The following is a 21,700-nucleotide window of genomic DNA, read 5'->3' as shown; positions in this document are numbered from 1 at the left end:
ATTTGGCTTTCATATTCTTGGGCTTTTAAGCGCGCGAGTTCTTCTCGATAAGCAATCACATCAAGCCAATCCATCTGATTAATCTCTGAAGGCGCCCAGTGATAATAAAGGGCTAGTTCTGCTCCAAATCGTCTGGCAGAGAGGATTGGCGTGTGGGAAAAAAAGCAAAAAAAGCCTTCAACACCGCAACAATATCGATAACATCAAGACGATTAATGAGTTCAACAGATTCATGAGACATATCGGCTAAAAGCACGGCTATTCCTTCCATCGCCTCATGGGTAAGCAATGCCTCACAAAGCTTGAGAATGAGAACATCATTGCTCAATGTTGTTTTATCCTCTTCTAAGCTAGGCAGAACAAGCTTTGCCAACTGCGGTCCAATCAACACGGCTAATTGGCGTGCTTGCTTGAAGTTTGGGCGATAAAAGGTCAATTTTTGCCGTATCACTTCTTTGCCATCACTCTCCTTATAAACAAGGGGCACTTGGAGCTCTATATCAAGGCTGGTTTGTAAACTTGTCATGATCAATTCCTATAAATTGAGAATAGAGCGGCGCCGTTCACCGATCTCTTGCCCGTTGCGCACAAGCCAACCACCCCGTTTAAAAGAAAAGCGGTGCAAAACAGAACCATCCCAAAATTCCGTATAGTCCCAAATATTTTTGATCTCGCAATCATAGCCTGTGGCCTTTCCAGCCGTTAAGCCTTCGCTATCCACCTTGACCAGACGCCCTGTCACATCAATGGAATGTTCATGCTCGCGCCCGTCTTCTTCAGACACCACATGCTTTTTACCGGTAAATTTATGACGAAGCCCAGGAGAACCACCAAAGATACCAATCACTTCTGGAGTGTGACTGCGGATTTTCATTTGCATGCTCAAAGCTTTGACACCAAGACCAGCAACATCAATTTGCATATCAGAGCCCCCTGGTTGATAGGTTTCTGTGATTTCTTCCAACGTAGGCAATTTGAGGGTTTCAAGATCAAGATGGAGATTGACATCATCATCAACAATCAGGGTAAAACCACGAACAATTCTTAAAGTCATATGTTGCTCCTTGCTGCTTTGCGATAACCCTCAAGCGTATCGCCAAAGGCATACGTCATTTTCTTTTGGATATCTTGCGCCAGCCGATTAAAGTAAGCACCATTGCGCCGGCTGCCAAAGCTTAAATCTTCTAGAGGAAGCACTTCTTCTGCATCAAATTCCACCCGCAACTTGCCCAGTTGTAAATTGCTGTTTGAATTTAAATCACGATCAAACCAAACCCGCCCACCAAGCAGTGCACCACGGGCAATCATATCATCAAGAAACTGTGTGAGGCTGCGGGTAATGGCAATAACATGTTGACCGGTCAAGTTTTCATCATTCGCCCAAGGGCGTAAATTGTTAATGATAGTTTTTTCCAAGGCCGCACGGGTGCGCACCACATTGACAAAACGCCAAAGCGGATCACTGGAGGTGGTATGATTGCCCCATAAAATGCGTCCATTGGCAGCCATGTTTTCTTGCGCATTTTGGCTAAGCCGTGCGGGAATAAAGGTCGCAATATCGGCTTGATTGAGACGGTTTGCCTCATGATCAATTTCCCCATCAAAGTAGCTAATCGGGCGCGCTGTCCCTAAAATACCTTTCACTTCTTGGTTGGAAGGAGACCAAAAAACACCGCCCCTTTGCTTATCACGTTTGATAAACATCGCCGCAGCAAAAGGACTTGCGGGTTTTATACTCACACCCCCATCACCATTTGCCACCCGTACAAAGGGATCAATCAGATAACAAAAGCGTGAGGAGAAATCTGCACGATAGGCAAGGCTTTCTTGCGTATTTTTACCCCCCGTATCAAACACAGCAATGGCTTGTAGCTTTTCAGCAACCTGTTCTAAAGCGTCTGCTAGCGGGTTTTTGCCATTATCAATCCGCCCTGCACTATAAGCCGGCGCTAAGAGAATTCCAGGTTCCACACCCAAATGCCCCCGCGCATGGGTCAAAGCATGTACACCGGTCAGGTGAGCATGAGAGCCCACCATTTCAGCTTGCGTTTCAGCAATAGTTGACTTTTCTTCCACCCGCACAAGGATAATTTGTGCCTCAATTCCTTGCGCACACACGGCGTTAATGACATCAAGGGCGGTGCCCCTTCGCCCAAGCTTTTGGATTTTCTCTGTCTCATGGGTGAAGACCAACACGGGCTCATTAAGGGGATAGGTTTGTGCATCCGCATCAGGGGCTGTCACAACCGCCCCTATGGCAGTTTGGCTAAACATCTCTAAAGGTCGAGAAGCTTGACCATCCTCAATGAGGCGGATACCATGATTAAATTCTATTGCCATTTTGCTCTCCAAATCAATGAAGAGACCATAACAACAAGAGCTCCCTTTCATAAGTCTGACACTGTCAGTCAAAAAGCCCTTTAAAAGGGCTTTGAAAGATCTTTAAAAAAGACTTTAAAGAAAGAAAATCATATAAGCTCGTTTATACAATAAGCACCATTTGAAATGTGCTCTCTTTGGTTATGTAATTAATCTTTCCACAATCTTATGAGAACAGCGCCATCGGCTCCAGCACCACTTGGAGAAGAATCAGAGTGAGCACCAGCACCGCCACCTCCAAAACCACGCCCTGCTTTTCCTGAACTATAGGAACCTTGTCCCATCCCACCAGAGCCACCTCTTGATGTATCGCCTCCAGCATCACCACCGTTACCACTTATACCGCTTCTTCCATTCGTTCCAGCATAACCATTGCCGCCTTTGGCAAGTCCTGGATGTTCGTCTGTTGCTAAACCCAAATTTCCACCAACTCCTCCAGCGCCACCAGAGCCTGAGTAACCCGTTCTTGATGATGTGTTATAATAAGCAGCAGTTCCATTACATCCTCCTGTAGCGGTAATAAAATTTTTGCCAATGATTGTTGTTTCTCCAGATTTACCTTGTACACCCCGCCCTGAAACAGAAGCTCCTCCCTTACCAATTGTGATATCTTCATGACCGTTTAAACTTGTTTTATAGCCATACCACACGCTGCAACCGCCACCGCCGCCACCGCCTCCCAAATATGGAGTATCCGATCCACCGCCACTACCCCCACCACCCCAAGCTTGGATCTCAACCTTGGTTTGGTTCGTTACCCAAGCTGGCCATTGAATTTTTCCATTTTGTGTATACAGCAGTTCAGCATCAGCAAGTGCAGGCCAGTTAATGATATTCTCAATCAAATCTTTTTTAATTTTTTCTCTTTCTGCCAAGATAGCTGCATCTACTTGCGCTTTCGTATAAACAAGATCACCATCGATTTTCAAAGGTCCTTTAAGCAAGCTTCCGCTTGCGCTTAGATGGGTGACCACTTCACCATTCTGAATAAGGCTAAACAGCGAATTACCCAAAAGTTCTAAGCCACCACTCATTGTGACTTTGCTGGTAAATTTATTGTAATTTTTCCATTCATTTGGGCTGGCTAAGCGCCCATAGCTGGTCAGATCTTGATTGATCTTAGCTCTAAAATCATCAAGCCCTACGATATCTTCGGTTTTATGTTGATGTGCACCTAACAATGAGACAGCACTGCCAAAGGTAAAATTATTGTTGCTTGATTTATAGAGAACATAATTGTTGGCGGCATCTTTTGCTCCCTCGATATCGCTTAAATCGGCAAAAGTGAAGGTTTTATCCGCTGCCATCTTGCTTTTAAGGGCTGTTTCAAGACCACTGACTTCGCTGATCGTATGCGTGTGTTTTGTGGGCGCTTTTCCCTTCGCCTTTTCCTCAACATCGGAAAGAGCTTGATCAAGTTTGTTGAGGTTTTCACGCAAGATTGGAAATTCAGAACTGATAAAACGTCCTTCTTGTGGCAATTCCATGTCGAGATTTTTGGTTTTGGTCATCTCTCATTCTCCCCTCATAATATACCGGCGCCAAAATCGCTCACCATGGACCGTGCGGCTGGTCCACCGGTAAGGGTCAATTTTAAGCGCGCTTGTTTGGCTGTTTTGTCACCACTGATAAATTTTCGCTCTGTCCAGAGAGGCTCCGATAACTGTTCTGTCTCATCCAGTTTTAAAGGGACAAAGGTACCATCATCCAGTTGCATCTCCAGTGAAAAGGTTGCACCGCCTGGTAAAAATGTTTTGATATAGCTCGTCAATCTTGCCTTTTCCCCAAAAGCAAAAGCCCTTGTGACATAGGTTGCTGTTTGATGGATTTTTCCTGCAATCAATTGCACAGAAGCAAATAAGACAGGCGAGAGTTTCTTTGTGCCTTTAAGAATGGCGCGAAGCCTTACCTTTTCACTGATATATTCGCTAAGGCTCAGCAATTGAAAGGGCAACAGTTGATAAATCGTGCCATTGTTTCTTTCAATTTCAAAGAGAACAGAACAATCGCTTGAAGGAAGTTCAACGGCTGCACGTACTTGCAAATCAGAGCAGTCCACAAGATCAAAGGTGCCTAAATCAACCGTCTTTTCTGTTTGTGTATAGCGGGCAGCAAGCACCCGAAAGGCTAAAGCCTCATCTTGATGAGCTGTCCAGCTCTTGGCATTAACCGAGGAAAAACGAGGACCCGTCACATAAGGGTGACTTGAGACATATCTCTGGTGTTCCTCATCAAAATCACCAAGTTTAGCCAAGGAGACGGCATGATCAGCATCATCGGTTTTAATGACAAAGGCGGTGAGACGATCATCAGGCACAAGGAGTGGCACATCATAGCGTGCTCCTGCCCATCCTTTCTTTGCTCCCTTCATAGAATAGGATGTTTGCGCTTGAATATCGGCAGTGGGATAACCGTTTTCAGTGGTGACCAAATCAATCACCAGATCATGGTTCTGATTGCCAATTTTACAAAGGTGGAAGTCAATACCGGTGATTTGCCGTGTTTCATCAGGGGTAAAGACTTGGGCTTGTGGATCATAGGCAGTCCATATTTTTACCGTTGTGGTGCGTCGCATTACCTTTACATCAATCACACCTTGACCGGTAAAAAGCCCTGTTGCAATCGTTCCACCTTTTCCTCGTGCCACAACATTTTTTGTGCCCGCAGTAATGTTTTTAGGAATCTTAAAGGTGCCTTCAAGGATGCCATAGGAATTGGCAAAAAGGGAACTATTGGGTAAAATATTGACACCATCAAAGGTGAGGGTCTCTAGTCTTTCGCCTTTAGCAAAGCCTTCAATTTTAAAATTCAACGTAATTTGTCTTAAAAAATCGATTTGTTCTTGGGTTGCATTGACCAAATTATCACGCACTTCTGTTTTAACGATTCTTCTTCCACGGTTCCAGCCCATAGTGAGTTGATTGGTGACACCAGAGAGCCAATCGGTACGCTGTTCATGCCAAAAATCTGTTGCGGGGGTAAGGGTGACTGTTCCAGGTAAGGGCGCAAAATTTTGATAAGGATTGATCTTTTCGCAAGCGGTTGTCAATTCTTGCGCAATAATCACTTCATTTGTCCAGTCAAGCGTAACGGGTGCGGTTAAGCGAGCGGTATAAAAGGTTGGATCAATGGCCAGCTGCAAAAGACCATTGCCGATAGCCCCTGTTTGCGGAAAACCTTCATCTCTCAAACTGTCATCCAGAAAAGGGTCTGCAAACATGCCTTTTTTGGCAATGGGTTCTTTAGAGTCAACATTGCTTTTAATGCGTTCTAATTGCATCAGCCGATCAAGGGAGAGCACCCGTTGAAAATAACGCCACATCTCATCATAAGGAGCAACACGTGTCCCATCATTAACCACAAGGGGGGTACTAAGCCAATTGTTGGTAATGGTGGCAAGGGATAACACATCATCAGGGACACTGGGGGCCATAGGGTGGTCTGCCGAGATGCCTTTGATATAGACGACATTGCCTTTCGTATTGAAACCAATACGGTCAATGCGGGGGAGTTTGTAAGTGTAACTGACAATAATATCACCGCCTTCAGCACCCCCTGAGACGATGATTTCTTGCTCTGTGATTTTATCAGCGCTTATGCGTGCACGGTAGCGGTAAGTCACTTTATAGCTGCTTCCTGGTAAGGGTTCGTCACCCACCGGCGCCCAATCAATGGTGTCTCCGGTTTTTTTGAAGTCTGTGCCTTCTTTAAATTCTTTGCCACCTTGAACAATTTTGATAAAAGCGGTGATGCTTTTGTCAGGAACGCCATCACGCCCTGAGGCAACTGCACCGCGGGTGACTGTGACGGTTTTTTCTTTTGTCAACAAAAGAGACTGAATATCAGCAATGGGCGCATAATAAGTTTTAAAGGTAAAGCTTGTTTTTCCTTTTTGAGGGGCAAAAATATGGGTTTCACTAGGAATAGCACTTGTCGAAAAGTCTTCCACCTCTTCATGGCGCAAAGCAGCAAGGCGTTTGCGTTTGAAACCATTGATATTGGCTTCTCCCTCTTGAATACTGAATACTTGCTTTTGTCCCTCTTGTCCCAAAGCTGTGACACGGCAGCCCCCCACGATATAATGTCCATGGGCGCGGTCATACGTCGCAATGGCTTGCATAGCGGGTTCAAGCAGAGAGGGTGATTTCTGGTCAATCAAAACGCCATCTTGTAAGATATAGACCGGAAAGAAAACACCTTGCTGGTCATCATCTTTGAGAGCCCAGACAAGTTTTGCGATCTCGCGTGCCGCTCCGGGTTCTCCTTCTGCCAAGCTGCCAGGAACTTGTCCCAATAGCTCTGGATCATCCTCATGGGTTAGCCAGCTTTTTTGAAGCTTCACACCGATTTCCACCCGCCCAATCATGGAAATATTCTCCAAGACAGCATCAGAGACGGGAAAGATGTCGCCTGCAATATAAATCTTTCCCTCCGTTAAGGTGATGCTTTGATTATCTTTGTTGACAAAAGCATCGGCGCGTTCAACGCGGTCCCCTTCTTTTGCCACAAGGCGCCCCAAACGGTCATGACGCCCTCTGATGATGGTTTGAACTTCATTGAGTTCACCCGCTTGAAGAAAAGGACGTCTGCCATAAAACACCACGCTTTGTTGTTCATCTTTGCCAACAGATCTGTCAATTGCAAAGGGTAAACCACTTTCATGCTTCATGTTAAAACCTCAATAAAATTTTGAATTGTTCGCGAACATCTGCTCGCAAAGGAATGTTGATCGGTGTTTTGAGAATTTCCACACCGCCACGCAGTTCATCAGCCCCTAACCAAAGTTTACCAGGGGGTGTCTGTTCTGCAAGGGATCCATGAACGAGAAGGGAAACAGAGGCGGCTTGTTTGTCCTCAACATCCTCAAAATTTGTGCGGGCAGCAAGAAACAGCATGGTGCCAGTTGGGGAAGGGTTAAATCTGTTGCCACAATGGCTGTAAACACCCTCTAAAGCTTGTTCAACAGGCTGTACGCTACTGCATCTTCGATACCCAATCAGAGCATTGTTTGCGTCTCTTAAAGCCAAATAAAGCGTGCGGTTTTGGAACCATTCTGCCATCAACATGTCACGCTCATGCTTTTTAACAGAACACCAGGGAAAATTTGCCAAATCCCAAGGATAATCAATTTGGTTCCAGCTTAACTCCTCGTCAAGGTCATCAATCCAGTTGCCAATAAGTTTGCCTTCTTCTTTTGTGAGCGTGTGATTGATTTGTGTTGTGCGTCCAAAGGAAAACAGAGTGCCAAGAGCTGTTAAGTGCACGCCACTCTCAAAATCCAGCATACTGTCATCAAGGCGTGACATATTGCCTTCTGTGGCTCCCACATCATAACCATAGGTCCCACGACGAAAATCAGAGCGCAAGCTTTTGGAAAGGTCGACAATGGCTTCAATCGCCTCAAGATTACCTCGTTCAGGCAACCGGTCAAAATCAAGTTGAAAGGAATTCCACCATGCACGCCCTGACCATGCGGGCTTAAAACGCGCAGAAAGCTCTAACCATCTCAAACCCATCTCTATTGCCGCAAGGGAGCCGCGAATATTTTGCCATGCAAGCCCCTGATCAATTAAATCATAAGGATTTAAAAAATAAGGGCTTAATTCTTGTAAACCATATTCATCAATTAAGAAAGGCAACCAAGATGGGGGGCGCGTGATTAATTTGGCACGAGAAATATCTTCGAGTGCCCTTTTTACTTGAACATCAACAGCCATTGCATCAGCAAGGCAGCGTTCAAACAAGCTTGAATTTGGGGGCAATAACAACGAGACCATCAATAAGCGTGCCCCCGTAATGATAAGGCAATTTCCCCTAGTGCTATCGCCTCATGAGGGGCGACCAGAATATCCTTGCACGGTTGCGTTATTTCCACATGATGCACACCCTCAACCATCAGGCGACTGAGTATCCAACTTAAAGAGAGATCACGCCCAAGCTTTTGCGCACGCGCCCATTCTGCTCTTAAATTCTGCTCCGCTCTTTCCAAAACAAAGGAGCCTTCATCCGGTAATAACCAAAAATCAGCAGAAACATTGATTATCCGCTGTACCGCGCTTTTCACAAAGATGTGGTCATTGGTCATTTTAACATGAGGCTCATCAAGAGCTGCTTGCACCTTGGCAATTAAAGCCTCATCAGCCACCCCTGAAGGAGCGTCGCTAAAAAGCGCAACATGGATAAGCGGGCTTTTCCCCACACGATAAACAAAAGCATCTTTGACATGGATATCGCTTGAGAGAGCAAAATATTGGTAACGTGGCGCTGTGCCACCTGTGGAATGTCCTTGTCTATTCAAGCGAATGCGGCGGCGCAAACGCTCATCATCTTCATCCAAAAGGCGCGTGACCCCATGAAAATCCCCCAAATGGTCTAAACTTGTCCCACGCGCAAATTCAAGCAAATTATCCCGTGCCACTTCATTGATCCGTTGGCGCAACAGCAACTCTTCATAAGCAGCCGCTTGTAATTGTATGACCACGGGGTCATAGGCGGTGTTTTCCACATTATAAGGAATATGATGGGCTGCAAAAACATCCACCAAACGCGCAATCTTTTGCTCTAAAATTGCTTCAACAGAAAGCTCTTCAATAATTTGTGGCAAAGGGAGTTGTGGAAGTGGTAAATGTTCAAGCTCTGCCATAAAAAACCTCTAAAGGAAATTGCCTCTCTTGCCCATGAGACCAATCCCCCAAATGCCCATCGGGATAAAAAACACCCCTTAAAACAAAGTGGAATGTCCCCTCACGCGTTGCTTTGGTCAGATCAATCCTTTGCAATGAGAATCCAGGCTCTCCGCATTCTGGATCATCGAGCGCGCAAGCAATGGCTTGATAAAGACGTAAGATTGTTGCAGGATCAGCATTAGCGTCTTGGAATTCTCTGACATCACACCCATAATGGCGACGCAAAACCCGTGTTCCTATCCTTGTCATTAAGCATTTATGGAGTGATTGTTGGCAATGGTCCCAATCATATAAGAGAGAGCCATCCTTTTCGCTGATCCCGCAACGCATGATTTAAGAACCTTTGGTTGCTTTTCCTGAAGAAACGGTTGGGGCCGCAGAAACAACAGGGGCTGTTTTTTCAGCAATCTGACCAAGCAGCAAAGGGTATTTTGCTGCCTCTGCACTTAAACAAATTTCCTCACCCTTCCCCGGTGAACGCTTGCCTGCAACAAAATCGGCATTGGTTAAAATAACATAAGTGTTCTCACGCATGATAAAACTCCTTTAAAGGGGGGAAGAGGTTGTGGAAGGACCGATTTTGACCCCACCGTGTTTATGGCTTGCGCCAACAGATTTTTGATTGTGCTGTAAATCTTCTGCTTGAATCTGCACACTGCCCGTTAATTCAACACGGGTTGATTGATGAGAAAGCACAAGACCTTGTGCACTCAAACGAATTTGGTTTTCTCCATGGGAGAGAATAAGTTCATCTTTTGTCATCCGCAAAGCGCCCCCAGCATAACATAGCGCCAACTCTTGGAAAGAGCGTGCGGGGTTAGGCATATCCTCACTATAGCTATCGCGCACAACCAGAGAGGCAGAGCCAATTTCACCATGGGGGTTTAACAACCGCACCGGATCACCAACATTGAAAGGCATATTGCTGGAAACAGCCCCCGCCGCTTCTTGCGCTTGCAGCCAAGGCGATAAAACCGCCTGCCCATTGGCACTCTCAGAAAAAAGTTTCACCCGCACCCTATGGCCATCAACTTGCACAACCCGCCCGATCATGTGCTGGTTGGCAAGACAGCGTTCAAGCGCATCAAGACGCTTCATGATTTGCCGAAAAGTATCACTTAACAGATGTGCATCATTCATGCCCCCACCTCATTGTCCCCCCACCTCATTGTCTAAATAAATCAACCCAGCCTTGAGTTGTCCCGCATCAGCAAAAATATCTTTTCCCAAATGATATAAATCTTGGTGCCATTCCACCACACTGATCGACACACCACGCTGCTTAATCGCCGCAGAGATAATCGGTTCAATCTGGACATCCCGCGGGGCACTCAAATGTGTTAAGCCCCACAACTGCCCGCTATGGCATAAAACCGCAATAGCTTCTGACAAAAGCCAACTTTGGATATCACGCTCTTTACCCGTAGTAATAATAAAAGCCCCTAAATGGAGATCAGCACTCTGCTGCCCAGAAGCCACAGAAGTTAAGCGACTTTCTAAAACCGCAACACGCACAGCTGGTGCCACAAGCATTTGTGTTTCCAGTTCTTCTAAATTAAAGCGTCCAAATTGACAGGCGCAATCACGCAGATCCGGCAAAGCCCTTTTAAGGCTCCCTATCACCGCCTCACGAAAGACATTAATACGCCCCGCATTTTTGACCGTTTGACTCATGAAAACACCCTCTCAAGCCAATCTTCTGCTGCTTTGACAATTTCCACTTTATTGTATTCTGAAAGCCCTAAATAAGGGCGCGCCGGCATGGTCACTTGAGGCACACAAACAAAGCGGTGTGCTTTGCTGCTTTTCAGAAAAAAGCGCAGTGTCTTGCCATTTTTCGGGCGAATAACCCCACCCAATTGATGAATCCGTGCATAAACCAATCCACTCCCCACAATCACCTTTTCTGGTGAAGCCTTCATATCAATGGAGCGCGATAGCGCCCCACTGGCAAAAAGAATGGAGGTACGGGCATGATTGTTTTTCCACTTTTCTCCTTGGGCAGAGGTTTTTTCACTTTGAATCCGCCGCCTAGTACTTTCTTGAATGAGACGACCAACCCCTTGTGCTAAAGTTCCCATCGGAGCATGAGCACTCTTTTGTAAAAAGGATAAGGCAGCTTCAAGCCCTGTCTCTTTAATCTCAATATGGGTTGAAACAGACATGTTATCTTCCCATCAAACGCGGTTTGGCATGAAAAAAAGCCCCATCACGAACCGGTCCATCTTCACTCATAATTTTAGGCTCATCCACACCCAAACCCGCTTTGCCTTCGGCAATGCGTTTCAGCAAATCAACCGCCTGTTTGTAACGATCTTCAATGGTGGTGGTCAGTGCCGTGTGGCGTATGGCTAAATTATAAACAGCAATATTGACACAAATCATACCCAAAGCCGCTGGCTGTCCAACAATGGGGACACAGTAGCGATGAGACAAATGCACATCAATCTCACCACTTGCTTGTTCGAGCGCAAGATCAATAGCTTTTCTTAAAAGAACTGGATCAGAATGCTCATCCATCCCACATAAGTCGGTCAAAAAATCAGCACCCCACAGCTCTTCAATCAATCTTTTGCTTGCATACGCCATCTTTTAAAGATTCCCTTAAACAACATCCTGCAGCAACACACCGGCATCTTTTGCGGCAACCAATTCACACACGCGTTCACCAACACGCACCCGTTTACCGCCCGACAAACCGATATCTGGATCTTGGATCACTCCAGACAAACGCTCGCCCAACTGGGCGCTAAAGCCCCAACTGATCACCGAACCATCCGCCTGTTGTTTGGTAGGATCAATATAAAGCAGTGCAATCTTATTGCCCCACACGCGTGCCAATTGTGCCGAACGCCCTTTACGTGCCAAATTCACTTGCGATTCACCAATGAGTAAACGATCGGGGTGTATTTCCATCAGATCAGCAAATTGCGCCTTGGTGACAAAACCATCAGCAGTGCCACCCCCTTTAACGGCATTAATGATTTTGGGATGACGTTTGAGTTTTGACCAAACAACTTTGCCCATCACAATGGTGTTGGGCGTATAGACGAGACTTTTATCCATGGCCTCATCTAAAACAGCGTAAGGGTCTGATTTCTCATAATCACTAAACTTATCCTCGCCTTTAAGCGTCATCACCCGTTCTGGTGCATAATTTTTATTGTCTTGCACAAGGGCTGCAACACGCACTTCACGCCCCAATTCTAGCAAATTGGCAAGTCCCTCTACAGCTGTCTTTTCGGGGTTATAACGAGAGCGTCGCTCCGCCCGTGCGCGTGCCGCTGCTTCAATATCTGAATTGGGGATAAGATCATCAAGCCCATAATCTTTAACACTAGCTTCCCGTTCAAAGGCAGAAAATTCCACCACATTCGGGCGTCCTTTCCGCCCTATCTCAAGTTCAGGAACGGTAAAATTTTCCGCTAAGGGAAACTCACTATATTTAAACACTTCACTTAAAACACAAACACGGGGTAAAACTTTATCGCCAATAAGAGAGCCAGCTGGATTACGATACCCAATAGCAATGGCGGTGAGTGTTGGATCAATGGGAAAAGGTCTGTTCATCATAAGCCTCGATTAATTAATTTTAAAAGAAATAACATCACCAGCAGAACCATCACTCATGGCAATACCGATGGTGCGGTCTGCAACTTCAGCCTTTATGGCATGCCCTTTAGCGTCAGAGGTCAAACAATCACCAAAAGAAATATTGCCCCCACACATCACTTCGCCCCAGCCACATTGACCAACATCAAGCATCTCACCAGCCTTTGCTCCACAAGAGCCCGCAGTGCCTAATAATTTATCACCCTTTCCTGAAGCCGTTGCCACCATTCCATCGGTTCGTGCTGCAACAATGCAATAAGGTGAAATTTCTGCAGCAGCGCGAAAAGATTTTATCAAAATCATCGTACTCATAATGGACGCTCCTTTTGTTCACAAATATGCTCAACCGCTTGGCTAATGGTAATATCCCACCCTTTTTTCTTCTGCTCTTCTTGATAATGGCGCGCCGCAAGAGCAATCTCTTCTGGAGCAAGCTTTGGTTCTGGCACCAAGGCACACACTTCTAAAGAGCTTGTGGAGGCCAAAGCCGGCAGTTTCTCAACCAAACTTTTAAAATGCTCCATGCCCCCTTCAAGGCTACAGAGCGCACGATATTCCTCGCGGGCAGCCGGCAAAATCTTGCCCTCTTCAATGGTCTTGTCTAAAAGACTCTCAATGGCAGTATTTTTTTGCTCTTCTTGCAAAAGCGCTAAATCTTCTCGCGCTTTTTTTAATTGGGCATTTAATTCCACGCGTTCCTTTTCGCGCGCTTTAAGCGTTGCTAAAACCTCATCCGCTTTAGCATCTTCTGCCAGCGATAGTGCGCTGGCAATGGCTGTCAAATCCATCATTTTCTCCGTCAAAGTTATAGGGGAAGGCTGTTCACGGCTTAAAGCCGTCATGACAAGGGCTGGACGGTTCACCAAACCAGCACCAGCTAAATTCAAAATTTCACCTTTCTTAGAATGGCGAAACTCAGGCGAAAGATAGCGATATTCCCGGGCCACAATCTTTTTAGCTGCCATATCAGTCCATTTAACCCGCCCCCAAATCGCACCATCCCGCTCTGCTAATTCTTCAATCCAGCCGCTTGCCGGCGCTTCCAAACCATTTCTCGCTCGGTGATGTTGCCCATGCTCATAATCAATCACAAGCGGTCCTTTATTGGCTGCAAAAGCTTTTAAAATGGTTTGCGGGTTATAATGCCACTCTCGTCCATCACGTGCCTTCACATGGGGCGCTTTGGGCAAAAGCTCTACCCACTCAGGCGCTTGGCTAACGGTGGCGTCTTCACATGAAATGTCTTGGCATAAAACGTCTGGACAGAGATCTATTAACGCAGCATGAAATGTTTCTGCATGCCCATCTTCGCCATTTTCGTGAAATTCTTGCTCCATACACATTGCCTATTGCTTTACAATTGTCATTGGCAATACAATGCATGAAACTTGCTCACGCTATAAGTCTGACAGTGTCAGTCAAAAGGGCACTTCTTTAAATAAAGCACGTTTAAATAAAACACGCGTTTTTAAAAGTATGAGTTTTTAAAAGTATCGACACTCTTTTCTGTTCTTATGACCTGTAAGAGAAAACACCCGTTTCAAACTCTCTCATAAAATCGTTTTCAAAGGCACTTCAAAGGCGATAGAGCGCTGTTGTGAAGTTAAAGGTACAATTTATCACTCCACACAACAAAGCCTCTCTCAAGCCGTTTTTTTAAAGATTGCTTTTTGGCTTAAAAACATTATATCATTGGGTGTAAGGCGTGAGCCAGTTATACCAGGACGGTTTTACCGGATCTGCGAGGAGTTGACCGCCCTCCACGCCTTCTCTTTTTCCTTCACACCTTCTCTTTCCACAAAAGCCAACTGAGCTTTCCGGTGTTCTCTACAATAACCGTTCATCCTTCTTTTCGGCAGCGTCGAGAAGACGTTTAATTTCGCTAAAGTTCTTTTTATGCATAGAGGTCAACCACCATTCTTGTTTGCTTGCTACCCATTTGACCACAAAGCGCCACCATGCCCCATCACTTTCACCAAAAAACACAACGCTCGGCACACCTTTGCGCCTGATAACGCCATGGGGATGGATAAGTGTTTGAATGGCGCCACGAAAATCACTCAAATGAAGAGCACGCACTTGATGCTCTAACAAAATATGTTTCACACTGTCTGAAGATAAACGCACAATGGAACTTGCCATTCTAGGAGCATGGGGCATTTTCAATGAATCTGCCGGGACAAAAGCATCACGCACCTTTTGTGGTATCGGTGCAATGGGAATAAATCCACGCGGCATATATCCTTCAAACATCGCTTCCAAAAGTGGTGAACTCACAATATCTTCAATGGCAATGCGCTTGCGATTTTCCGGCATAGCGTCAATTTTATCACTCAAAAAATGGCTTAAATTTTGCGCACGATGTTTTCCAGGGTTCAAATGCCAACCAGGATCAATCCCCTTTGGTATCTTTTCAACTCGTCCCGTCCGCTTATTGTGCCAAACCTTCTGTTCCACTTGAAGCGGCGCTGTCCCCTCTTCATAGCCTAAATTGTCTGCCTCATAACGGCTTACTTGCCGCACACTACATTTACACCGCCAACCATTGGGCGGATAAAGCCAATCCCAAATGGGATCATCAACAGGTGCCGTAAACCCCACCCAATTTTCATGTTCTAAACGCTTATGTTCTGAACTAGACAAAGCATAGGTGAGATAGGGCAAAAACTCTTTATTATTTTGTGTACGCTCCCATTCACCTGCCGCATGCGCACTCATGGTATTGGCCCAATAGACTGTTTCTAAGCGTCGCGGGCTCCCCAAGTGCACCACGCTCTTTTCACCCGTTTTCGGATCACGAACTAATTTTTTCCCCCACCACCCTTTTTCCTGTAAAAGCGGCATCAGATTTTTTTGAAACTCTTGCAGAGGACGTTGATGCTTTATCGCTTCTCCAACCGCTTGCTTAAAATCTTCTAAAATATCATAGCCTACTGATTTTGCCACCGTAAAGGAAAAAGCATGTTCTTCTGGTGCTATATCACGCCAATCAAAGCTTGGAACAAGAGCCTTAGCTTCAAAATAACGGGTGACCTCTTTGGGAGCCGTTTTAAAAAGTTCCTCATCCATGATAACCCAACCCACGCGCAATCATTTGCACCTTTGCCAAGCGTGCTGCTAATGCATGATGATCCATCTTACCCAATAATTCATCTAAGCCTTTGAGAATATCCTCATAACTTTTAGCCTCTCTCACAAGCTTTTTAAAGGGTTCTAAAAGGGGTTCTAAATCCTCTTCCCAGTCGCTTAAAGCTTCTTCAGAAAGCCGGTCCAATTCGTCATGATGTTTTTCTCCCTGCTCTCTTGTCACGGAAACATCAAAAGCACCCCCGCAATCAGTGCAAATATGAGCCTTTTGTCCCCTCTCATCATCAGATGTAAGGGAAGGAGCCTTTAAAACATCCTCTCCCTTTTTTGGTTGCGAAAAACCAATCTTATTGCGCACTTCTTGGGCACCAACACGCAACCCCAAGGGAACAAGTTTTTGCAGCGCATCACTTATGGCTTTAATATCTTCATTTTCCGAAATCGGCCAATAAACAAGGGGGTAGCGCTCTTGGCGTCCAAAATTAATCTCAACAAAGGGAACAATCAAATCACGATTAGCCGTCAAAGCCAATTGGCGTGCATCAGCACGAGCAATATCATGGCGTACATTTTCATGAATGCGCGCTTGCGAAAAAGACGAACCATCATCCGTCGTCATGGTTTGCCCCAACACACCTTTAGAAATCTGCCGATCTAAATATTCAGCCTTCGCAGCAAAAACCCCATTGCCACTGCCCCCTGCTGCCTCAATAAACTCAATCTCCATCTCTTTAGGAATAATCGCTGCCGCATCACTCGATAAATCACGCACAGCTTGAATAAGAACCCGTCGTTCCTCATGGGAAGAGCCTGCCCCATATTTACCAACACGCAACGGCATGCCATAAACTTCTAAGAAGGCCATCCAATCTTTCAATGTATAAGACTTGAAGAGAAATGCCCAAGCCGCAAGACGCGCAAACCCAGAACGAATAGGCAAACCACTTTTCAACTTTGGGCGGTGAATAGAAAATTTATAAGCAGGCAATTCACTTCCATGCAAAGACCCCTCTTCTTTTAAACGCAAATGAAAACCATCCCGCCGATCCAATTGAAAAAACCGCTGGTCACGCCATTTCCAAGCAACCGGCCACCATTCCTTGGCACTCTTGTCCCACAAGGTTTCAACAACCGCATAGCCTTTTCCCAAAGCATCTAACAAATCCGTCACATAATCATCAACAAAAGTGGGCGCACTAATCACTTCCCGCACCGCATCTGCTATCTTTTTGTCCTGTGCACTGTTGCTTGCGGCAATCACACCAGGTTCCACCCCTGTAAGGGCATTTTTACGCATGCCAAGTACAGCACGATAATGCAAATCACGCTCTTCCATATCATCAGCAAGTTGAAAAAACGGGTCGGGTGCCCCCCGTGCTGCCTGCTGCAAAATATCAGCAAGTTGCGCAGGAGTCAGACCACTGACAACAGTTTGTGACCATACATCACGAACACCCCCAACAGTAGGGCTTGCAACTTCTCGCCCCAATCCTTTGATATTGAGAGCCCTACCCCATTGGTCTACAAGTTGTACCATCTCATCATCCCATCAATAAATCTTTGATCGCATCGTTGAAAAAAAGGCGTTTGAAAAAAACGGGTTCTCATCAAAGCTATCCCCATCCCGAACAGGTCTATATTCGTAAATTTCAGGCGTCTGGCGACTAGCAAAATAAGCCAAAGCGCAAGCAATAGCACTATCACCATGGCGCATAAAACCGTCACTGCCTTTAAAGCGATGATGATCGGGAATTTTTACAATGCCATTGACATAAGCAAGTGCTTGATGATCAGCAATAATGTCACAATCACGCGGCAAAACAATCGTCCCATCCCCAAAGGCTTCTAAATAAGCCGGCATTTCCTTGCCATACCAACTTTGTGACAATGGCACTTCCTTCACAATAGCTCCATAACGCTGCGCCGCTTTTTCAGCTAAATAAGCCCCATTGCCCCGCGCATCTAACGCACCGCCCATCAAACGCGGCAAACCATTCACCCCATAAAATAAAATCTCTCTTTGTTGATCAAACGGCGTATTGCGCAATTCTACCATAAACCGCACACGACGCACTAAATCTTGTCCCACTTCCATCACCACAATGGAGGTGGCATCACCAGACCTAGCAAAATCAACACCAAAAACATGGTGGCGTCGCCGGTCAAGCCCAGCATGAAGAGGTTTTACATGCTTCTCACACCAAGCAAAAGCAGCAACACTTCGTTGATGTTCCGATCGGTTTTTAAAATCATCCACACAGGCAAAACGCAACACCGCAATATCTGGTGCACAACAACTTTCAATTTGCAAACGCGTTAAAGCCGCCCCTTCTTGATCGGCTGGTATGGCATCTAATTCTTGCCGCATCGCACTCAACCGCACTCCATAAGACGCACGAATTTGCTCTTCCCATTGTTGTTCAGAAACTCGACTCCACACCTCCCCCTTCATAGCGCAAACCCGTTTAAATAAGCCATTTTTAACCGCCGTACCAAAAGGGTAACGATGCACCGAAAAAGGAACCTTGCCTGCTTTCGCTTCACGGATGAGTTCATTGAAAGGATTGAGCACACCATTATGGGTGGAGATCACACGGATTTTGCCCCCCCAAATGAGCAAAGCATTCACCGCATCCAAAACAGAGCGCACATCTTGATGAAACGCCGCCTCATCAATCACCACAATACCCTGCAACCCCCGAATATTTTCAGGGCGGCTAGAAAGGGCTTCAATGCGAAACCCCGAAGCAAAACGCACACGGTACGCAGAGATATATTTCGTTGAACCATCCGCCCTTTGATCAGAGAATAAAAATTCCTCTACATCACCACTATGGCTCGTAATTGCCCTAGCAAAATTGCTCACATAACCAATAAACTCACGACCCTTTTCTTTGGTATCGCCAATATAAAAAACATTATCGCCCCCCGCTTCACGCGCCGCCGCAGCAATCAGTGTATCATCCAAAGCTTCTGCAAAAGTAATGCCGGTGCGTCGCCCCTTTTCAACCAGTTTTAACGGGGACTTATCTTCAATCCATGCCCGTTGATGCGCCATCAAAACGCCATCCGCTAAGGGATCATTCTCTTTGGGAAAAATGCTTGCCTGCCAAATATCATAGGTATTTTGATGCGCATAGGCATGACTTTTAAAAGTAATCTGTTCAGAAGATTCATGCCCTTCAGCCATGCCTCATCCCCAACACCTGCGCACGAATAGCCCGTGCACGCTCTTCTGAAAGCCCCGCTGCTGCTGCTGCTACATCAACCGCTTTACTTGCTTTTGTGACAAAATCCTGTTCTAACTTTTGTCGTCTGGTGGTCGATAAATGTTCAGCCGCCAAAACCCCTTTGAGCGCATTCGCCAACTCTTGTGCCGCTTTTGGCGAAAGGTTCTTTCCACTGCTTAACGTTGAAAAAATAAGCTCTTTAATCGCTGCTGCCGTCAACAGAGTAATATTGTCAGAAGCTTTGGCATCAAAGCGCTGAGAAAGGCTTGCCGCAATTTCTCTTGTCTGTTCTAGACGCCGTGACATAACCGCTAAACGTAAAGAATAACGATTAAAACTGGAAAAGGAGGGAATAGAAAAGTTTAAACCCGTTTCTTTTTGTAAAGCCTTCAAAGACGCTTTAAACTCACCATAAATAGCCATTTGCGTCTTTTCGCGCCCATTTAAAGCCTCAGCCGCCACTGCAATAATGTGATCACAAGCTTGCGGCAATAAATCAATCGCTGTTAACCGTCCACGACCGACCCTGCGCATCCTTCACCTCGTCTTTTATTGATGAACGTTTGGGGCGCTTAATCCCCTCAATCGAAAAGCTACGATCTAAATGACGCGCTCCTCGTTCCGTTAAAGCCGCAATTAAAACAGAACCCATACATTTTAACGTAACAGCCCCTTGATCTTCCATCCAAGCCAGTTCATTACGGACAAAATCACCATCACGCCTGATGCCGTAACTGTATAAAAGCCGCTCAATCATCGCACTCGATAAGGTTTCGCTACGCTCACAAGCAAGCCCTTTTAAAATAATCAACCGCGCTTCTTCTCGGATGATTTTATCCATATCTGCTTTCATTTCTTGGCATTCTCCAGTAAAAACTCTTGCAAACGTTCACTAATCGCTGCAACCGGTTGTAATTGTGCAGAAAGCGTGTTGAGACGACCATTTAATTTCTCCATATTAACTTCCAATCTTTGCAACGCATCACGATCAGGCAAAAAATCCATCTCCGTTTCTAACTTTTGCACCCGCTCTTTAAGCGCCGTGACATCTTTCAGCATTTCCCGCGCACCAGAAGAAAAATAAGCTTTCAAAACACCACAAATGGCAACAAGCGATAACAACAAAGATAACCAACCATTTGCCACACTAATATCCAAGTTCACGAACCCCCTCCTCATTTCATCAAAACTGCTCTCACCACAGCTTTTCGACGTTGTTCACAGATCAATAAAGCAGCACGATCACGCCCCCAATAATGCACCACTTCTTGCTCATTCAAAGCACGTCCAGGCAACAAAGACGGGCGTTCACAAGCATCCCTTGCACTTGCCGGTAAGGCAACTGATAAAGAGTGATTGAAAAGGTTACCCACCGGCTTGCTTGTTGAGCAAGCGCACACGCTCAAGCTCAATGCCACAGCGATGAACCGGTAACTTCCCATTTGCTTCCTCCATGGTGATAAGCTCTTGTCTTAAAGCAGAAAGCGCTCCTTGAGCTTGATGTTCCGCTTTCCATGCTGCTTGCCTTTGCCGCTCCTGCTCAAATTGCGCACGTGCAGAAGCTTTGGCAAGCTCAAACTGCCAATATAAATCACGCGCCTTTTCTGCCTTTAAAACTTGCGCTTTCATAAAGCCAAAAGCCGCCAATATTATAATTGCAGAAAAAAGCATCCCTAAAGAGAGTTTTGAAACAGAGCTAAACATTGCGCTTATTCCCCCACCCCGTTATCTCCACGCCATCATAGAAATTGATATGCCGCTTATGAGAAGGCTTCCTATTGGAAAAATCCACAGAACCAAAACCACGGTGCACTCCTAAATTCCCAACAATAATTGCCACCATCGAAGGGATAGAAATCGCCGCCATATCAACAATACGCGGAGCACCAAACAAACCACCAGCAATCAGCAAAAAAATAACCCCCCAAGCAAACCAAAAAGACCACCATAAATAACGTCGAGAACCACGATAAGACGGCTTCATGCTTCCACCTCGCCTCCAATTCCCAAAAGCTTTTTGGCTCGATCCAAATAGGTCAAACGTTGCACAAGTCCATTTCTTCCCCCATTAATTGCCTTAGTAATCCTGAGACAATCATCTTGATCAGCAAGCTTATTCAAGCCTTTCATTTGCCAAAACCAAACAGCAGACCAAAGAGCAGCGGGAAACTTTTCTAACTCTTCTGGAAAGGCCTCACAATCAACCGCGTGTTCATCGACTAAGCGCCAAAACTGCGTAAAACGGCGATAATTATTGCGCCCCGTTAATTGGATCAAACCACGCCCCTTAAAACGCATCCCATCCCCGGGCTTAACATTGCCTAAATCTCTTCGCCCCTCATAAGCGCGCCCTGAGGCATATTCACAAACGGTAAAAAAACCATCACTCTCATGCGCACATTGGCTTAAAAAATGCGCAAGACGCAAGGGGGGCGTGAGGGATCCATAAGATAAAGCTTCAGGCAACACCCGTACCATTTCAACAATAATAAAATCTTGACGCGCATGATGGACCAGTTTAGGCGCAAGACGATGAAGAAAAGAAGCATCTATTGAAATCATAAAAAAAACCACTGAATGAATAAAAATCCATTCGCAGTTTATCGAATTTCCAAAAACCAATATAAGTCTGACACTGTCAGTCATTGGTGTCCTGTCCTCACCAATCTCAGGACGCTATGTTACGGCATAACAAGAAAACTGCCA

26 protein-coding genes are annotated in these 21,700 nt (G+C 45.7%); all 26 read right to left on the bottom strand.

Annotation, left to right across the window (positions count from 1 at the left end):
* Window positions 1-112 precede the first annotated feature (112 nt).
* Window positions 113-526 carry a hypothetical protein gene (locus tag MCY_RS01555; protein WP_007346617.1) on the bottom strand — a complete coding sequence of 138 codons (414 nt, stop codon included), beginning with the start codon at window positions 524-526 and terminating at the stop codon, window positions 113-115.
* A gap of 9 nt (window positions 527-535) precedes the next feature.
* Window positions 536-1,054, bottom strand: a complete 519-nt coding sequence (locus tag MCY_RS01550) for a phage major tail tube protein (protein ID WP_007346616.1) — start codon at window positions 1,052-1,054, stop codon at window positions 536-538.
* Window positions 1,051-2,340 carry a phage tail sheath subtilisin-like domain-containing protein gene (locus MCY_RS01545; protein WP_007346615.1) on the bottom strand — a complete coding sequence of 430 codons (1,290 nt, stop codon included), beginning with the start codon at window positions 2,338-2,340 and terminating at the stop codon, window positions 1,051-1,053. Before MCY_RS01545 ends, MCY_RS01550 begins: the two co-directional genes overlap by 4 nt.
* Before the next feature lie 188 nt (window positions 2,341-2,528).
* A complete protein-coding gene (locus MCY_RS01540; protein WP_007346614.1) occupies window positions 2,529-3,890 on the bottom strand; it encodes a Bgr_08870 family protein in 1,362 nt (453 codons plus the stop codon).
* A gap of 14 nt (window positions 3,891-3,904) precedes the next feature.
* Complete coding sequence (locus tag MCY_RS01535) at window positions 3,905-7,048, bottom strand: DUF4815 domain-containing protein (protein WP_007346613.1); 3,144 nt, start codon at window positions 7,046-7,048, stop codon at window positions 3,905-3,907.
* Window position 7,049: 1 nt separating this feature from the next.
* Window positions 7,050-8,156 carry a phage tail protein gene (locus MCY_RS01530; RefSeq protein ID WP_007346612.1) on the bottom strand — a complete coding sequence of 369 codons (1,107 nt, stop codon included), beginning with the start codon at window positions 8,154-8,156 and terminating at the stop codon, window positions 7,050-7,052.
* Window positions 8,156-9,022 carry a baseplate J/gp47 family protein gene (locus tag MCY_RS01525; protein WP_007346611.1) on the bottom strand — a complete coding sequence of 289 codons (867 nt, stop codon included), beginning with the start codon at window positions 9,020-9,022 and terminating at the stop codon, window positions 8,156-8,158. Before MCY_RS01525 ends, MCY_RS01530 begins: the two co-directional genes overlap by 1 nt.
* Window positions 9,009-9,395 (bottom strand): GPW/gp25 family protein, encoded by a 387-nt coding sequence (locus MCY_RS01520; protein WP_007346610.1) that lies wholly within the window; start codon window positions 9,393-9,395, stop codon window positions 9,009-9,011. Before MCY_RS01520 ends, MCY_RS01525 begins: the two co-directional genes overlap by 14 nt.
* Window positions 9,396-9,398: 3 nt before the next feature.
* Window positions 9,399-9,599: a hypothetical protein gene (locus MCY_RS01515; RefSeq protein ID WP_007346609.1), complete on the bottom strand. Its 201-nt coding sequence runs from the start codon at window positions 9,597-9,599 to the stop codon at window positions 9,399-9,401.
* Between the two features lie 12 nt (window positions 9,600-9,611).
* Complete coding sequence (locus MCY_RS01510; RefSeq protein WP_007346608.1) at window positions 9,612-10,205, bottom strand: phage baseplate assembly protein V; 594 nt, start codon at window positions 10,203-10,205, stop codon at window positions 9,612-9,614.
* A gap of 9 nt (window positions 10,206-10,214) precedes the next feature.
* The gene (locus tag MCY_RS01505) at window positions 10,215-10,739 is read right to left on the bottom strand and encodes a hypothetical protein (RefSeq protein ID WP_007346607.1); all 525 of its coding nucleotides are present in this window, start codon (window positions 10,737-10,739) and stop codon (window positions 10,215-10,217) included.
* Window positions 10,736-11,230, bottom strand: coding sequence for a phage virion morphogenesis family protein (locus MCY_RS01500; RefSeq protein WP_007346606.1), 495 nt, complete (start codon window positions 11,228-11,230; stop codon window positions 10,736-10,738). Before MCY_RS01500 ends, MCY_RS01505 begins: the two co-directional genes overlap by 4 nt.
* A gap of 1 nt (window position 11,231) precedes the next feature.
* Window positions 11,232-11,654, bottom strand: a complete 423-nt coding sequence (locus MCY_RS01495; protein ID WP_007346605.1) for a DUF1320 domain-containing protein — start codon at window positions 11,652-11,654, stop codon at window positions 11,232-11,234.
* 15 nt (window positions 11,655-11,669) lie between these two features.
* Window positions 11,670-12,635 (bottom strand): major capsid protein, encoded by a 966-nt coding sequence (locus MCY_RS01490; protein WP_007346604.1) that lies wholly within the window; start codon window positions 12,633-12,635, stop codon window positions 11,670-11,672.
* A 12-nt stretch (window positions 12,636-12,647) separates the two neighbouring features.
* Window positions 12,648-12,989, bottom strand: a complete 342-nt coding sequence (locus MCY_RS01485) for a DUF2190 family protein (protein WP_007346603.1) — start codon at window positions 12,987-12,989, stop codon at window positions 12,648-12,650.
* On the bottom strand, window positions 12,986-14,014 hold the full coding sequence (locus MCY_RS01480; protein WP_007346602.1) for a phage protease: 1,029 nt from the start codon (window positions 14,012-14,014) through the stop codon (window positions 12,986-12,988). The genes MCY_RS01485 and MCY_RS01480 overlap by 4 nt, the downstream gene beginning before the upstream one ends.
* A gap of 490 nt (window positions 14,015-14,504) precedes the next feature.
* Complete coding sequence (locus MCY_RS01475; protein ID WP_007346601.1) at window positions 14,505-15,746, bottom strand: phage head morphogenesis protein; 1,242 nt, start codon at window positions 15,744-15,746, stop codon at window positions 14,505-14,507.
* Window positions 15,739-17,301: a DUF935 domain-containing protein gene (locus tag MCY_RS01470; protein ID WP_007346600.1), complete on the bottom strand. Its 1,563-nt coding sequence runs from the start codon at window positions 17,299-17,301 to the stop codon at window positions 15,739-15,741. The genes MCY_RS01475 and MCY_RS01470 overlap by 8 nt, the downstream gene beginning before the upstream one ends.
* 12 nt (window positions 17,302-17,313) lie before the next feature.
* Entirely contained in the window at window positions 17,314-18,954 is a 1,641-nt protein-coding gene (locus MCY_RS01465) for a hypothetical protein (protein ID WP_007346599.1), read from the bottom strand.
* On the bottom strand, window positions 18,947-19,528 hold the full coding sequence (locus MCY_RS01460) for a phage protein Gp27 family protein (RefSeq protein ID WP_007346598.1): 582 nt from the start codon (window positions 19,526-19,528) through the stop codon (window positions 18,947-18,949). The genes MCY_RS01465 and MCY_RS01460 overlap by 8 nt, the downstream gene beginning before the upstream one ends.
* Window positions 19,491-19,847 (bottom strand): VpaChn25_0724 family phage protein, encoded by a 357-nt coding sequence (locus MCY_RS01455; protein ID WP_007346597.1) that lies wholly within the window; start codon window positions 19,845-19,847, stop codon window positions 19,491-19,493. The genes MCY_RS01460 and MCY_RS01455 overlap by 38 nt, the downstream gene beginning before the upstream one ends.
* Window positions 19,844-20,158, bottom strand: coding sequence for a DUF2730 family protein (locus MCY_RS01450; RefSeq protein ID WP_007346596.1), 315 nt, complete (start codon window positions 20,156-20,158; stop codon window positions 19,844-19,846). The genes MCY_RS01455 and MCY_RS01450 overlap by 4 nt, the downstream gene beginning before the upstream one ends.
* 11 nt (window positions 20,159-20,169) lie before the next feature.
* On the bottom strand, window positions 20,170-20,367 hold the full coding sequence (locus tag MCY_RS01445; RefSeq protein WP_019224454.1) for a hypothetical protein: 198 nt from the start codon (window positions 20,365-20,367) through the stop codon (window positions 20,170-20,172).
* Window positions 20,360-20,698, bottom strand: a complete 339-nt coding sequence (locus MCY_RS01440; protein WP_007346594.1) for a hypothetical protein — start codon at window positions 20,696-20,698, stop codon at window positions 20,360-20,362. Before MCY_RS01440 ends, MCY_RS01445 begins: the two co-directional genes overlap by 8 nt.
* A complete protein-coding gene (locus MCY_RS01435; protein ID WP_007346593.1) occupies window positions 20,691-20,978 on the bottom strand; it encodes a hypothetical protein in 288 nt (95 codons plus the stop codon). Before MCY_RS01435 ends, MCY_RS01440 begins: the two co-directional genes overlap by 8 nt.
* Window positions 20,975-21,640: a glycoside hydrolase family 19 protein gene (locus MCY_RS01430; protein WP_007346592.1), complete on the bottom strand. Its 666-nt coding sequence runs from the start codon at window positions 21,638-21,640 to the stop codon at window positions 20,975-20,977. The genes MCY_RS01435 and MCY_RS01430 overlap by 4 nt, the downstream gene beginning before the upstream one ends.
* Between the last annotated feature and the right edge of the window lie 60 nt (window positions 21,641-21,700).

This window comes from Bartonella rattimassiliensis 15908, assembly GCF_000278215.1.
Lineage (GTDB): Bacteria > Pseudomonadota > Alphaproteobacteria > Rhizobiales > Rhizobiaceae > Bartonella > Bartonella rattimassiliensis.
This window is presented reverse-complemented; position numbering and strand designations above follow the sequence as displayed.